Source organism: Vibrio sp. 1580 (assembly GCF_033340055.1).
Window position 1 is genome coordinate 439,448 of record NZ_JAWOVT010000002.1, and the last position, 15,563, is coordinate 455,010.

At 39.5% G+C, this 15,563-nt stretch carries 12 protein-coding genes; 6 read left to right on the forward strand and 6 right to left on the reverse strand.

Annotated features, from left to right (window positions below; genetic code table 11):
• Window positions 1-2: 2 nt before the first annotated feature.
• Window positions 3-341 (reverse strand): helix-turn-helix domain-containing protein, encoded by a 339-nt coding sequence (locus R7093_RS05145; RefSeq protein WP_005388200.1) that lies wholly within the window; start codon window positions 339-341, stop codon window positions 3-5.
• 308 nt (window positions 342-649) lie between these two features.
• Window positions 650-1,234: a cysteine/O-acetylserine transporter gene (eamB, locus tag R7093_RS05150; protein ID WP_005388201.1), complete on the reverse strand. Its 585-nt coding sequence runs from the start codon at window positions 1,232-1,234 to the stop codon at window positions 650-652.
• 112 nt (window positions 1,235-1,346) lie between these two features.
• On the opposite strand from eamB, the gene R7093_RS05155 reads away from it, so the two are divergent.
• Entirely contained in the window at window positions 1,347-2,246 is a 900-nt protein-coding gene (locus R7093_RS05155) for a LysR family transcriptional regulator (RefSeq protein WP_017821689.1), read from the forward strand.
• 1,243 nt (window positions 2,247-3,489) lie between these two features.
• On the opposite strand, the gene R7093_RS05160 is transcribed toward R7093_RS05155, so the two are convergent.
• The 3 genes from R7093_RS05160 to R7093_RS05170 all read right to left on the reverse strand — a co-directional run bounded on the left by R7093_RS05160 (window position 3,490) and on the right by R7093_RS05170 (window position 8,887).
• Window positions 3,490-4,419 (reverse strand): LysR family transcriptional regulator, encoded by a 930-nt coding sequence (locus R7093_RS05160; RefSeq protein ID WP_025768139.1) that lies wholly within the window; start codon window positions 4,417-4,419, stop codon window positions 3,490-3,492.
• A 145-nt stretch (window positions 4,420-4,564) separates the two neighbouring features.
• Window positions 4,565-7,705, reverse strand: coding sequence for an efflux RND transporter permease subunit (locus tag R7093_RS05165; RefSeq protein WP_047102680.1), 3,141 nt, complete (start codon window positions 7,703-7,705; stop codon window positions 4,565-4,567).
• A 12-nt stretch (window positions 7,706-7,717) separates the two neighbouring features.
• Complete coding sequence (locus R7093_RS05170) at window positions 7,718-8,887, reverse strand: efflux RND transporter periplasmic adaptor subunit (protein WP_047102679.1); 1,170 nt, start codon at window positions 8,885-8,887, stop codon at window positions 7,718-7,720.
• 378 nt (window positions 8,888-9,265) lie between these two features.
• On the opposite strand from R7093_RS05170, the gene R7093_RS05175 reads away from it, so the two are divergent.
• Both R7093_RS05175 and R7093_RS05180 read left to right on the forward strand, forming a co-directional pair.
• Entirely contained in the window at window positions 9,266-10,189 is a 924-nt protein-coding gene (locus R7093_RS05175; RefSeq protein ID WP_017821684.1) for a LysR family transcriptional regulator, read from the forward strand.
• 140 nt (window positions 10,190-10,329) lie between these two features.
• Window positions 10,330-11,304 (forward strand): porin, encoded by a 975-nt coding sequence (locus R7093_RS05180; protein ID WP_047102678.1) that lies wholly within the window; start codon window positions 10,330-10,332, stop codon window positions 11,302-11,304.
• A 604-nt stretch (window positions 11,305-11,908) separates the two neighbouring features.
• Here R7093_RS05180 and R7093_RS05185 read toward each other — a convergent pair.
• A complete protein-coding gene (locus R7093_RS05185) occupies window positions 11,909-12,253 on the reverse strand; it encodes a DUF3316 domain-containing protein (protein WP_005377323.1) in 345 nt (114 codons plus the stop codon).
• Between the two features lie 461 nt (window positions 12,254-12,714).
• Between R7093_RS05185 and R7093_RS05190 the strand changes: the two genes are divergently transcribed.
• The 3 genes from R7093_RS05190 (at window position 12,715) to R7093_RS05200 (ending at window position 15,335) form a co-directional block, all read left to right on the forward strand.
• On the forward strand, window positions 12,715-13,503 hold the full coding sequence (locus tag R7093_RS05190) for a transporter substrate-binding domain-containing protein (protein WP_017821680.1): 789 nt from the start codon (window positions 12,715-12,717) through the stop codon (window positions 13,501-13,503).
• A 135-nt stretch (window positions 13,504-13,638) separates the two neighbouring features.
• Window positions 13,639-14,586, forward strand: a complete 948-nt coding sequence (locus R7093_RS05195) for an amino acid ABC transporter permease (RefSeq protein WP_005377325.1) — start codon at window positions 13,639-13,641, stop codon at window positions 14,584-14,586.
• 14 nt (window positions 14,587-14,600) lie between these two features.
• Window positions 14,601-15,335: an amino acid ABC transporter ATP-binding protein gene (locus R7093_RS05200; RefSeq protein ID WP_170893395.1), complete on the forward strand. Its 735-nt coding sequence runs from the start codon at window positions 14,601-14,603 to the stop codon at window positions 15,333-15,335.
• Window positions 15,336-15,563 lie beyond the last annotated feature (228 nt).

Genomic DNA, 15,563 nt, shown 5'->3' on the forward strand with positions numbered 1-15,563 from the left:
AATTACGTACTCGACTTCGTGGCGATTGCGTCCGCAATCAGCTGGGCTGTGCTCTCAAGCACTCTTTGCTTGTCATCATTTGACAGCTTGTGGAGATTCACAGCAAGTTCAGCGGTGATTTCATCTTCACAAAAAAAATAGTTTAGAGGCACGTTTAGCTCATCTGCGATAAGTTTGAGCGTTTTTACGTCGGGAGTATGGCGCTCCCTTTCGTATTGATTCATCCTTGCACTTGCAGAACTATCATCCATGCCGATACGGATGCCCAGTGCTTTTTGTGACAGATTCGCTTGTTTACGCGCATGCTTAAGGCGGGCTGGGAGTGGGTTATTAAACAACACTTAAAGTTCATACGAAGGACTAGGATGACTAAGATTATCTTAGTTTTTCTGATTTGTGTATACTAAGTAATGCTTAGTTATTGCCGAGGTCGCCAAGGCCGTGTCTGTATAACTAAACAAGATTTCGTATCTTTAGGTTGATTAAGTGACGTTGAATCTACTTCTTCAAAAACTGCCGTATGAAGGAGTGGGAGGAGCGAGTAAGGGCACGAGAAACCGCAGCGATTTGTGGAGCAGAATTTGCTCTTCACATAAACGTAGTCGTCTAAGTTGAAGAGCAATATTGTTCTTGATGATCAACTATATACTTAAGTAAATAACTGTGTCGCACAATAGATCAGAGCTGCTGCTAAGCTCATATTGATGACTTTACCATATCTCTGGAATTGCGATTGAAGTAGCTTTCCTGCAACGGCCCAAACTACGTTGCTAAGAAGTGCGATCAAAGCAAGAATGAGGCTAGTCGCTAAGATCCAGTAGATATTCTGAGTGTGGGGCAGTACGAACGTAGAAATAGAGGTAATTCCATAAAGAATGATTTTCACATTAACGAACTGCAAACCGAAACCTGTTAAGAAACTGATACCTTTAGAATTATCCGATGAAGTTTTGATCTCACTCGTAGCAAGCCCCCAAGCCAACCAAACAATATAAGCTGCTCCAATCCATGTTAGCCAAGGTGTAATCACGGGCAAGAGGCTGATCATGTTATACGTGAAAGCGCCACAAAGTAGCATCAAAACAACATAGCCACAAAACATCCCCGAAATCACTTTTGTTGAGCGTTTTAGTCCATATTGCGTCGCGATGCTGAGCGATAAAATGTTGTTTGGCCCTGGTGTAATTGAAGTAATGATTACGTAAGTAAAAAATGCGGTGTAGATGGCTGTCATCTCTATCTCTCCTGTTTTTACTGCACTATACTTCGCTACAATTGATTAAAAAATTGAATAAATTAAAACTTAGACTTTTAATTTATTGAACTGTTGGTTGTGGAGTCTAGTCATGAATCTAAAACGCTTTCTTACTTTTAAAGCTATTGTTGAAGAAGGATCGTTTCTAAAAGCGTCACAGAAGCTTTATTGCACGCAATCAACCGTCACCTTTCAAATCAAGCAGTTGGAACAAGATCTGTCTCTGCAGCTGTTCGAAAAAATAGGGCGTAAGATGGTTTTGACTCAAGCAGGAGAAAAGATACTGCCTTACGTCTATGAACTGGCGCGAGTGATGGAAAATATTGAGGGAACAGCACAGCAAGAAAACTCGGAGCCGACCGGTGAATTGAAAGTGCTGGTTGCTGAGACTCAACTTGCTTATAAGATGGCTAATGTTTTAAAAGAGTTCAGGATCAGAGCGCCCAATGTCAGACTCTCTCTGCAATCACAAAATTGCTATCAGATTCGAGATGAGTTGATAGCGGATAAAGCTGATTTAGGTGTGTTTTATCGAGTAGGTAATGACGATACGCTCAAGGTCCACGAGTTTGAGCAGGAGCCACTGGTATTGGTTGCTTCACCGCTTTTAAAAGGGCTAGATTTAAAGAAGAGAGAGCAACATATTGATTTAGGGTTTATAAGCAATGGCCCTAAGTGCCTTTTTCGACAGATGTTTGAGAGCATTATTCAGGAGCGTGATATTAGCATCGACAACATGATCGAACTTAGCAGTATTAATACGATCAAAAACTGCGTTGAGAGTAATATTGGTATCTCTTATTTACCTCGTTTTACGGTTGAAAAAGAGTTGCAAGAGGGCAGTTTACAAGAGCTTGAGTTCACCGAATTTTCACAGATGATCAAGCCACTTTGTGCTTATCATGCTGGGAAGTGTGTGACGCCGGCGATGGAAGTCTTTATTGATTGTATGCGTAACGAGTATGAACGGTTTTCTACTCAGAGCCGGTGATCTTTAATATGTTCTATCTGACATAGTTTCGTTTTTACTCCTTTTTACTTTTTAAGTGGCTACTTCTAATTTATTGATTTTTATTGCTTTGTTGTGAATCCGACTGTTGTGGGATGATAAATGGGATCTGATGTGAAGAGCTATTTATTGACGGAAAGAGATAAGATATAAAAACGACGGCGTGTGATAACTAGATTAGATAAGGTTACATAATTAACAGTGTAATAAATGCCATTCTTTATGGATTATTTTCAACGAGACTTAATTGTTACGGTTCGTTATTATTAACTCGTTAACGCATCCATTGCTAGGAAGTTAACTTACGCATATTGTTTTTTTCATCATTTGCAGCAAATATAATTTGCTGCTTTTTTTTAGCCAAAAAAGTTCAAAGCTTGAACTACAAGCTCTGAACTCTTATTTATACTTAGTGATTTTCTACTTTAATAAGTAAAACACCGTTTAAAAGTATCGCGTAACCTAGTAACTCTAAGCTTTCTTCAACCAAGTTTTTCACGTCTCTATTGTATGAGTTCCCCATGAACTCGACCCAAAAATCACCATACCCTGCAAATCGTGAGAATAAGAAAACAATAAAAAATCCAATCGTTAATGTCGTGAAGCTAGAATGAGAAATGAAAAGTTTTACCTCATTTTTTATGTTAACTATATTATTAAAACAAAAATAACAGACCGAGACTATTATAATCCAAGCAGGATACTTCCATGAACCGTGAGGAAAATACTGCTCTATGTGGTAGTCCATTTCTCTAACGAATATAACCATAAAAAATGAAGACATTATTACTAATATGTGTTTGAGTTCAAGATATTCCTTAGATTTATACAAACAAATTAACGATGAAAAAAGCACAAATGCTATTTGAGTCATTTCTATAAGAGAGTTCTCCGATGTGCTTTTGTCCATTTTTACGCTAAAGTAAATCGTTGCTAACGTATAAATAACCAAAAAAATAAGATAAGATATTTTATATACTAACAAACTAGTGACCGAGGTGTTTTTTTCTTCAATATACATCGTAACTTGTATAGGTGATGGATTTGTTAGTATTATAAATCAAGAATTTTTTATATTTAGTGAATTAAGCGCCATTTAGAATGGAACTTAATTCACCTAACATTAAACTTCGATGAATATTAAACGTTGCTGGTTTAATTTATTGATTTTATTTGATTTTATTTGATTTTTTATTTTATGTTAATTTTGGTTAAATAGAATCACCTAGCTTTTATTGAAATGCTTTTCCCATATTGGTGGTATGCCAATTTCTTCTTGAACGATATCAATGAATGCCCTAACCAATGGTGATTGCTGACGGTGTGAGTACATAGCATAAATATCACCAAAATCTTGAGTTTCATATTCTGGTAAAAGTTGAACTAAATTAGAAGACTCTAGGTTGTTAGGAAGCATAAATTGACCTATAAGTGCTGCGCCCAGACCTGACTTTACGCTTTCAATTATTAGCTCAGCTTCATTGACCATGTATGACCCTGATATTGGGTATGTATCTAAACCATCTGATTTTGCTTTGTCGTAGAATTTAAGTTTATCGACAATAAAATTACCATTTGAATAAATAATAAAAGGTAGCTTAACTAACTCATCAGGCGTTTCTGGGTTACCATGTTTTTCAATTAAATTTCGAGAAGCAATGATTGCAGTCGTATTTTTTGCTAATTTTCTTGCTACCATTGATGAATCCCTCATAGGTCCGATTCGAAAAGCAATATCAAAATTACTTCTAATCACGTCTACATGAAGATCATCTAGCATTAGTTCAACACTTGCTTTTGGGTACTTATGTAAAAACTTCTCTATCGAAGGTTGTAGATAGAGTTTTCCAAATAATGTTGAGCTTGAAATTCGTACTTTCCCTGAAGGCTCAGTCTGAAAGTTCTCCGCTATTTGTTGAGTATCATCAAGGAGTTGAGATATTTGGTCTGCTTTTTCAACTATTTGCTTGCCGACTTGTGTTAATGAAAGAGAGCGAGTTGTTCTGTTTAATAGCCTAACGCCTAAGTGCTCTTCTAACTGCTTGATGTGTTTAGATAAAACAGAGCGGTCGATATTCATCCCATCTGCTGCTTTTGCAAAAGATCCAGCTTTAGAGACTTCTAAAAGCAGGTGTAGTTTATTTGCTAAATCCACAATGTTTATCCAGGTTAGATATTAGCGTATTAGTTTCATGTATAACTGCTGCTCTGTCTAGAAATTATTAATATACTTAATAACCAAAAGAAAAGGGAGCAATAGCTCCCTTTAGTATGAATATAAATGAGTATTTATATTATGGTTATAGTGTTTGACGTTTTTTGTTTCGACTCACTAACATGTAAAAAACAGGTGTGAGTAGTAATCCAAATACCGTTACGCCTACCATACCCGAGAATACGGCAATACCCATTGCTTGTCGCATTTCCGCTCCGGCCCCTGTACCAATCATTAATGGAATAACACCAGCGGTAAATGCAATTGATGTCATTAGAATCGGTCGAAGACGTAAACGACATGCTTCCAAAATCGCTGATAAGGTATCTTGGCCATTGTCTTTAAGTTCTTTAGCGAACTCCACCATCAAGATGGCATTTTTACACGCTAGAGCCACAAGGACAATCAAAGCAATTTGTGTGAATATATTGTTGTCACCACCAATGAACCAAACACCTGCTAGTGCAGAAAAAATGGTCATAGGAACGATCAAAATGATAGCGAATGGCAGTTTTAAACTCTCGTACTGCGAAGCTAGCACCATGAAAACTAACAAAACAACAAGTGGGAATATATACACCATCGTGTTACCAGCCAAAATCTGCTGGTAGGTTACATCAGTCCATTCATAAACCATTCCCTCTGCTAGGTTTTGATCCAGTACTTCCTCAATAGCCGTTTGGGCTTGGTCAGAACTGTAACCAAAAGCAGGACTGCCGTTTAGTTCTGCACTAGGGTAGCCGTTATAGTGCATCACGCGGTCAGGCCCAATCGTAGGTATGATCTCCAGTACAGCGCCGAGAGGAACCATTTGTCCGGCAGCATTTCTTACTTTGTAGTTAAGTATTTGGTCAGGTTCGAGACGATAGTTCATGTCTGCCTGGGCATTCACTTTGTATGTTCTACCAAACATATTGAAGTCATTGACGTACAACGATCCTAAATAAACTTGAAGCGCATCAAAAACCTGCTCTAGAGGAACACCTTGCAGCATCGCTTGTTCACGATCTATTTGGATGTCCATCTGCGGCACTTGTATACGAAATGTGGAATATAATCCCATCAGCTCGGGTCTTGTTGATGCCTCATTTATTACCAAGTTCAATTGCTTGAAGAGCTCATCAAACCCCTTGTTCGCACGGTCTTCGATTTGAAGCTTAAAGCCGCCAGTAGATCCAAGTCCTTGGATTGGTGGTGGTGGAAAAATCGCAACGAAGGCTTCATCAATAATTGAAAAGCTCTTATTTAAAGATGCAACAATCGCATTTGCGCCGAGAGTTGGATCATTTCGTTTATCGAAGTCCTCAAGCGTAACAAAAACGATGCCACTATTCGGACTGTTAGTAAAACCATTGACCGATAAGCCTGGGAAAGAAATGGTTTGTGCTACGCCAGGTGTTGCCAGCGCGAGGTTTTCCATTTCTTTAATAACGGACTCTGTTCTATCTAAACTTGCTGCATCTGGAAGTTGGGCGATCGCAACTAAATACTGCTTATCTTGTTGAGGAATGAATCCTCCAGGAACCGCTTTGAATAGAGAAACCGTTCCCCCGAGTAACGCAATGTATACCACCACAACAACAAGGCTAAAGCGAATCAGCTTCTTGACCAGAGCTTGATATTGGTTCGAGCTGTACTCAAAAATTCTATTGAATGGCGCAAAAACATACTTACCAAAAACCGCATCCAATAGCTTGGTTAGCCGATCGGGTTTTTCGTTCTTATCTTGTAATAGCAGTGCTGATAAAGCAGGCGATAACGTCAACGAGTTAATTGCTGAAATAATCGTCGAGATCGTAATTGTTAGTGCGAACTGCTTATAAAACTGACCGGATAACCCTGTAATAAAGGTCGTCGGGATGAACACCGCACATAACACTAAAGCAATTGCAATAATTGGCCCGGTAACTTCGGTCATTGCTTGTTTCGTTGCTTCTAGTGGTGCAAGACCATTATGGATGTTCCGTTCCACGTTTTCGACGACGACAATGGCGTCATCGACGACGATGCCTATGGCGAGAACAAGTCCAAACAACGAAAGCGTGTTAATCGATACTCCGAGCATTTGCATTACGGCGAACGTACCGATTAATGAAACAGGCACCGCAATGATAGGGATGATAGACGCGCGCCATGTTTGCAAAAACAAAATGACTACAACAACAACTAGTACAATTGCCTCCAGCAGAGTATGAACCACCGCGTCTATCGATCCACGAACAAAGACGGTCGGGTCGTAGGCTATTTCATATGAAACTCCAGCTGGAAAGGCTGCTTGTAAACGGTCCATGGTTGAACGAACCTGATTAGATAGCTCAATAGCATTAGCACCAGGGCGTTGGAATACGGGCATCGCCACCGCTGGTTTACCATTTAACAAGGCGCGCAGTGCATAAGAGTTTTGACCTAGCTCTACGCGTGCAACGTCTTTAAGACGTGTCAAAGCCCCTGTTTCGTCAACTTTTACTACAATGTCGTTGAATTCATCAATATTCTCCAAGCGGCCCTTTACGTTCAACAAAACTTGGAATTGGTTTTCATTAGCGGCTGGCTGCGCACCTAATGAGCCTGCTGCCACCTGTTGGTTTTGAGATCGGACGGCGGAGACAACATCCATTACGGTTAGATTTCTAGAAGCGAGCTCATCTGGATTTAACCACAAGCGCATTGAGTACTCGTCACCACCGAAAAGGCGCACATCACCAACGCCTCCGAGCCGAGCTATCTCATCTTTCAAGTTTAAATTAGCGTAGTTAGCTAAATAACTGACTTCACGGCTAGAATCTGGAGAATATATATGCACAACCATGGTGAGATCAGGAGAGGCTTTTTCGGCAACAACTCCTAACCGTTGGACGGCTTCTGGTAATCGGGGCAAAGCTGTAGTGACGCGGTTTTGAATTTGAACCTGAGCTTTGTCCAAGTCCGTACCCAAAGCAAAGGTTACGGTCAATGTCATTCTACCGTCACTGGTTGCTTGCGAAAACATATATAACATGTTTTCTGTACCATTAATTTCTTGCTCCAGAGGCGTAGCAACTGTTTCTGCGATTACTTTTGGGTTCGCACCAGGATAGTTTGCTGTAACTACCACTGTAGGAGGGACAACCTCTGGATATTCACTCACAGGCAACTGTAAAAGTGAAATTGCGCCTACTATTAATATCAATAGCGATAACATAGAGGCAAATATGGGTCTTTGAATAAAAAAGTGTGCAAATTTCATTCGGTTGTCTTCTTAGTCTTGAGCTAAACGTTTATTTGGCAACGATGTTGAGTTTGAAGCCATAATCAATGAGGTGTTGCTGATATCTAGCGTGACATTTTTTGGTGAGATTTTGCTATTTGGGCCAACTTTTGCTGGGCCATTTACCGCAATAATTGAGTCGGCGTTCAAGCCATTCTCGATGGCACGAAATGTTCCGTAACGTTCGCCTAAGGTTACGATGCTGTATTGCAACGTATTCTCTTCATTGAGTGTTAATACAAAGCGGTTTTCTAGATCTGTGCCAATAGAACGCTCTGGAACGAGAACTCGTTCAACTGGTTTGGTTGTTGATATCTGAACTCGGCCAAACGATCCCACTTTTAAGTTTGATTTTGTTGCATCGAATACCGCTCGAACCTGCAAAGTACCGGTGTTTTCGTTGATGGAGTTGTCGACAAAGTCAACGCGTCCAAAAAATTCCTGCCCATTTTGTCCAGATAGTTCAAGACGAGTAGGTAAGTTAGAGTCGGCATTGATTGTCGAGAAGTAACGGTTCCAAGTTCGCTCATCGACATCAAAGTATGCATATACCTGATCGTTAGAGACAATGTTTGATATAACGCTTTGATTTGCGTTTACATTGTTTCCTTTAGTAATGAATGCTCTTGAAATAGTGCCGCTAATAGGGGCATATATCTTCGTAAACTCAAGATCTAACTTTGCGGATTCTAACTGAGCACGCAAAGCCATTAGTTCTGCAGAGCGTTGTTTTACTGCGGTATCTCGGGCCTCTGCTTGTTCCGCTGAGATGGCTTTTCGCTTAACCAGTTGAGCGGCTCTCTTTTGTTCGTTTGCTGCTTGCTCTAGCGCAGCTCGAGCACTCTTAACTTGTGCTTCAAGTCGTGAGACCTGAGCTTTGAAGGTTCGATCATCAAGAGTGACGAGTAAGTCGCCTTTGTTGACACTCTGTCCGTCTTTGAACTCTACTGTTTCAATAACTCCGGAAACGCGTGGCATTAAAGAAACTTTCTCTGGGGCTTGAAGCCTTGTTGTAAAGGTGAACCACGATTGAACGGGCTCATAGATGACTTTGGAGACGTCTATCTTAGGTAAGGGAGTATTAGGTTGCTTGGTTATCTCTTCGTCTGCACAAGCAGCTAAAACGGATAAAAGGCCAATGCCGAAAACTTTCTTTAACATTTGTCTCGCCCTAAATGATTCTGTTCATACTAAAAGGAACGGCATTGTATTCATTGTACCTATGGGTAAATAGGCCCTCAGCGAACATAGAGTAGTGATAAAAATGCACGATTAAATATTGGTCAAAATGCTCATTTTTTGGTTTGAAAAAGGTCAGTTTAGGGTTTTAAAGACGTGGAGTATTGTTAAATGTAATAAGCCATAATAGATAGGAATAACTAAACAGAAGCTAAAGATAGCGACGAAAATTAAAGCGTTTTTAATTCGTGCATTATTTGCAATTCACTGATGCAATTTGAACCATAAAAAATTGAAATTAATTTTGTAAAATCCATTTCCCATCACATAAAGAATAAAAACTAAATAAGGAATTGTGCAGTGGATCTCGCAAGCCAACTTGAATTACTACTGGATGTCTCTGAATACGGAACTTTTGCTAAAGCTGCTGACAGAAATCATATAGATCGTTCAGCTTTGTCAAAACAGATCAAAAAGCTAGAGGATGAATTAGGCTTACGGCTGTTAAACCGTTCCACACGTTCGCTATCCCTGACCAATGCAGGTGTTGAGATGGTGGCGCAAGCTAAGAAAGTAAGAGAGGTTCTAACTGAAACTCGTAGTATTGCTGCTACATTTCAGGATGAACCGAAAGGTAATCTGAAAATATCAAGCTCCACTTTCTTTGGCAGAGCATACTTAAATCAGGCAGTTAAAGAGTTTATAAAACAGTACCCAAACATTACTGTAGAGCTGCTGCTCGATGATAATCGAGTCGATGTTATCCACGAAGGTTTTGATGTTGTGTTTCGTATCGGACCAATCCGAGAGTCCAACATGATAGTACGTAAGTTGGCAAGTAATAATATGGCACTGGTTGCATCGAAGAGTTTTATTGACAAGTATGGAACCCCGAGCTCTCCAGAAGAGCTTATAAAAATGCCAGCAGTAATATACTCGAATGCTAACTTTAAGGCGGATAAGCTACGTATAGCGCCAAGCCAGTCATCAAGCGACGTTAGAACGTATAATATCAATGGGCAGTACTTCGTGAATGAAACTGAGTTAATGCTCGATGCCGTAAAATCTGATCTAGGGTATGCTTTAATTGGGCAGTTCTTTCTTCAGGAGAGTTTGAGTAAACAAGATCTTGTACAGTTGCTTCCTGATTATAATCTTCCCGCAATAGGGGAAATATATGCAATGTATACTCACCGAAATCAACAACCATTAGCCAAACTGTTCATTGATACTGTTCAAAAAATAATAGGAACGCCTCCTGTTTGGATGGATTATCTCGACTAATATGAGTACTAGGACATAATGTTTTAGATTGAGAGCTTGTTTATATTTATCCATAGAATATGGTTGAATTTGCACTTTAAAAATAATTGCCACTGTTCATAATTTCACTCGATTCAAACAACACAAGTAGTGGTAATTAAATGAAAATGACAAGAACGTCGATCGCAATCGCAGCACTTTTCTCTGCAAGTACTGCAAATTCAGCCGTAGTTTATGAAGATCAAGAATCAGTATTAAATATTCATGGCCGAGCGCAAGGGATGTATTATTTCTCTGATGATAAAAATGCTGACGGAGATAATAGCTACATTCGTGTAGGACTTTCAGGTGAGTCTAAAATAAATGAAGATCTTTATGCATTCGGCTTATATGAGTTGGAATTTAAGTCTAATCGCAGAGATGCTGATGGGATTGAAGATGATGAATTTGATATCCGAAAAGGCTATGTAGGCGTTGGTGCAGATTACGGAACAGTAAGTTATGGACGTCAATACGGTGCGGTCACTTTAGTATCTGACTACACGGATATTTTCCCGGAGTTTGGTAATGAAGCTGCTGGCGTAAGTGCGGATCTATATGGTACCGGTCGCTCCGATTCAGTATTTAAGCTAACGACAAGCTATGAAGGTTTGAATATTCATGTTAGCTATCAGGCTGAAAACGATGAAGTGTCAACAGAAGCAGCCTCTTATGGTGCGGCGGCGGACTACAAGTTGCCATATGGCTTCAAAGTTGCGCTTGGTTACAACGAAGGTGAAGGGCAATCGGGTGCAGAAGATGCAGAGCTGCTAACGGGTGCTATTGCATTTGAATACGACAAGTTTTATGCCTCTGTTTTATACAGTGATGGTGAAAACTGGGCTAAAGATGGTTCTGAAAGTAATATTGATTACACCGGTATTGAAGCAGTTGCCACTTATGAAGTAACAGATAAGCTTTGGGCACTAGTTGGCTATAACAATCTAGAGCGTGATGATGAAGATGTCGTCGATTACTACTCACTAGGTGCAGAGTACGATTTGACTTCTAATTTTAAAGCACTAGCAGAATACAGAATTACAGATGTAGACAATGAAGACGATATTCTTGCAATAGCTGCGAGATATTCATTCTAAAAAATTAATAAATATAAAAAGCCTGAAACTATTTTCAGGCTTTTTATTTATAGGTGTAATTTTATAAGTGCTGATTTTCATCCATATATAATGGATTATATTGATCGTTAATTGTTAAAGTGTTTTGGATATAATTGTTTTGTTAGCTAGTCCACTGCTAGTTTTCATTTTCATATTTTTTGAATGATGATTTTTTTCTTTGGCAACAAGAAGTACCTTGTTGCCTTTTTTTTACGTCTTATGGTTAATTAAAACAAAAAGAGTTTTTTTATATATTGCTATAAACGAGAAAAATATAACGAAAATTGTCAATCTTAGGTTGAGTTAATCTTCATAAAAAAGTGAACTCAATTTCAAGGGTCTTTTTCATTTAAGCGATGTGGAATCCATATGGCGAACCAAGTGAATGATAAAGCGCCAAACGACGAAATGTATCTCAATGAAGATTGGAAAAATTATTTTTATGTAAACGATAGAGGTAGGGATTGATACTGTTTATGTAAGGAGAGAGCGATTTATGAAAAGCCGTCGTTTCAATATGATTAGACACCTTTACTTTCTTAAAATAGGAAGGGCTCTAAGAAAGTAAAGGTGCAGATGATTTTTAGTTTTTACCGCCGTCACTTGTTCTGAAGTGATAATCGAAGTTTATGATTGCACGATATTTAACTTCATCACGGTTAAGTGCGTATTCTTCAACTCTCACCTTACTATCATCGATTGCAATATCACGAGGGAAACCGCTTCCAATGATGTTTAGACGATTTCTAAGTTCATGTTTTGATAGCGTTTGGTATTCATCGACAAGATCAAACGCAGAGCTATAAGCGGCATCTTTTGTCGTAAAGTCATTGAGAACAACTTTGTTTGTAGAGTGTTCGACATGAATACCAGCAGTAGCAGATAAACTGAATAATAATAGTGATGAGAGCGTCATTAGTTTTTTCATATAGTCACCTTTTTATTTGTATTACAAAGTCAAGATGTCCAACGAATCCTTGTTAATATCTCTCGACAAAGGTGATAGTGCCACTATAGAAATGTGCTGTACATCACATTTGTGACCATTGACTATGGAAGAATTGTCAACAATAAAACTCAAGCACTTTTGATATTACGGTCAATGTGAAAAAGCGAATATCTGTATGGTTTCGTTAATAATTAAACCACTCTCGGAAACGCTGACTATTCAGTCAAAGCGTATGTTTCTTGTCGTTATAGTGACCTGCCTACAACTTAATCACTTAATGCATGCAATTCAATTGCAATGGCTTGGTATAGATTTTCATTCAGATCTTCCAGCTTAGTAACGATCCTACAAATTCTAGTGATTAAAAAGTCATTGTTTGTGGTTTTTTATTCTATTGTCGTGTATAAAAAAACTTTACAACAAATGATAAAGGAATATCCATGAAAAAGTTATTGTGTTTTGCTGCACTGGGGTTAGCTGTTTCGACGACGGTTAATGCAGACCCAATTTTAGACGACATCAAAAGTACAGGGGAGCTAAAAGTCTGCTTTGATTCTGGGTATATGCCTTTTGAAATGACAGCAAAAAATGGGCAGTACATCGGGTTTGATATCGATTTGGGTAAGCAAATGGCGCGTGCCATGGATGTTAAGTTTGTGCCGGTAAACACTTCATGGGATGGCATTATCCCAACACTGTTGACTGGTAAGTGTCACATGATTATGGGCGGGATGACTATCACACCTATGCGAAATACTCAGGTGAATTTCGCTGATCCCTATGTGGTTATTGGTCAATCTATTCTCGTAGATCTCAAACATGAAGGTAAAGTGTCTAGTTACCGAGATCTCAATAGTCCAGATTATGTTGTTGCAACTAAGCTTGGGACAACGGGTGAGCAAGCGGTAAAACGATACCTTCCGAAAGCTAAGATAAATCTATACGAAACTCAGTCTGAAGCGGTACTTGAGGTTGCCAACGGAAAGGTAGATGCGTTTGTTTATGACTTTCCTTACAACTCTATTTATGTGGCGGAAAACAAAGGGCAGTTAATGCACTTGGCTAAACCGTTTACTTACGAGCCTTTGGGTTGGGCTGTGCCGCAAGGAAATCCAGATACGCTTAACTTCTTAAACAACTATTTACGTCAAATTAAGGGCGATGGAACTTACGATCGCATTTACGATAAGTGGTTTAACGACGATAAATGGTTAAAGCAAGTCAAGTAATCATATTGTTATTGTAGAGGAGCGGTTAGCTTCTGGCTCGGTTCATCGCCAACCAAACGGTTCGTGCTGTGAAGCTAACGCTTTTCTTTATTCAAATACCCAACCAACTTTAATCAAAGTCATTCTCGGAATCACATGCAAAATAACTTTAAATCCCTATTGTGGAACGCTGTTTTTGTTCTTGTTTTGCTATCAATTTGCGGTCTTGTCTATCTGTCAGGTAAGCGAATCGATTACAGCTGGAATTGGGAGCGTGTCCTTCCTTATATTGCCACTAACGCTGCTTCATCCATTACCGCGCCTGTCGATGGGAACATCATTCTCGACGAGAATAACCAACTGGCTCTGGAGAGTATTCATGGTGATATTGTTCTTGAACTAAGCCAATATAAGTCTGTGGACGTCTATGAAGGTGATCTTATTTTTGAAGGAGATACCTTAGCAACTATAAAAGAGTGGCGCTCTGGCCCAATTTTAGATGGTGTTGTGACGACAATTAAAATCTCGCTCTGGTCACTTATCATTGCTCTAGCGTTGGGCTTAGTTGTCGGACTAATGCGTATATCCAGCAATCCGGCATTAAAAAAGCTGGCGCTTGTGTATGTCGAGGTCATTCGTGGAACGCCTCTTTTAGTACAGATTTTTATCGTTTACTTCTTTATTGGTACTGTGCTTGACCTAGAGCGTTTTACTGCGGGAGTGATAGCGCTCTCCGTGTTTACCGCCGCTTATGTCGCAGAAATTGTGCGGTCAGGAATCCAGTCAATCCCAAGAGGACAAATGGAAGCGGCGCGTTCACTAGGAATGAATTATCCCAAAGCGATGATTTATGTCATTTTACCTCAAGCGTTTAAGCAGACATTACCTCCCTTAGCCGGGCAGTTTATCAACCTGATAAAAGATTCCTCACTTGTCTCCGTGATTTCGATTACTGATCTGACAAAAGCGGGCAGGGAAGTCGTAAGTGGTAGTTTTGCCCCATTTGAAGTTTGGTTTACCGTAGCGGCCCTTTATTTGCTTCTGACTAGTACCTTATCTTGGGCAATACAAACGTTAGAAAAGAAATTGGCAGCAAGTGATTAATGGTGGAGTCATTAATGGAATACATTATTTCAGCAAAAACAATTAATAAAATTTACCCTAATGGCTGCCATGCGCTCAAGGACGTATCGGTAAATGTAGAAAAAGGGGAAGTGATTGTCATCGTAGGACCGTCAGGTTCTGGTAAGTCAACATTCTTACGGACGATCAATCAATTAGAGACAATAAATAGTGGGTCTATAATCGTAGATGGTATCGATATGTACCACAAATCTACGGATATCAATAAACTACGCGCTGATGTGGGCATGGTATTTCAAGGCTTCAACCTTTTTCCACATAAAACGGCGATAGAGAACGTCATGTTAGCACCTTTAAAGGTTTCTAAACGTGACCCTGAATCGGTGAAGAAAGAAGCAAAAGATTTGCTTTATAAAGTCGGTCTGTCGGAGAGAATGGATAATTATCCTAATCATTTATCAGGTGGACAGCAGCAGCGCGTCGCAATCGCTCGTGCGTTAGCAATGAAGCCCAACATTATGTTGTTTGATGAACCCACATCAGCACTAGACCCTGAAATGGTTGGAGAAGTTCTTGATGTGATGAAAGATTTGGCCAAGGACGGAATGACGATGGTCGTGGTTACTCATGAAATGGGTTTCGCAAAAGAGGTCGCTGATAGGGTGTTGTTTATGGAAGATGGTGAGCTTTTGGTTTCTGACTCTCCTGAGCGATTTTTTGATAACCCCACCAACCCTAGATTGCAGAAGTTTTTATCTAAAGTCTTATAATAAAAAGAAAATTTGATTGAGGGCGAGTCCCTCAATCACTTCATGCACTATTGTGGCTCGTAACGCTCACCTCGCCGAGAGACATAGATAATGGGCTTTTTACTCGAAGTTAATGGCGATAACATTAGCTTGGTCCGAATGAAAGGTCTGGTAAATACTAGAGTGTTTAATCAGCCATTAAGTCTTTGTTCACTTTAAACATAACAATTTCATTTTGAATTGATAAAA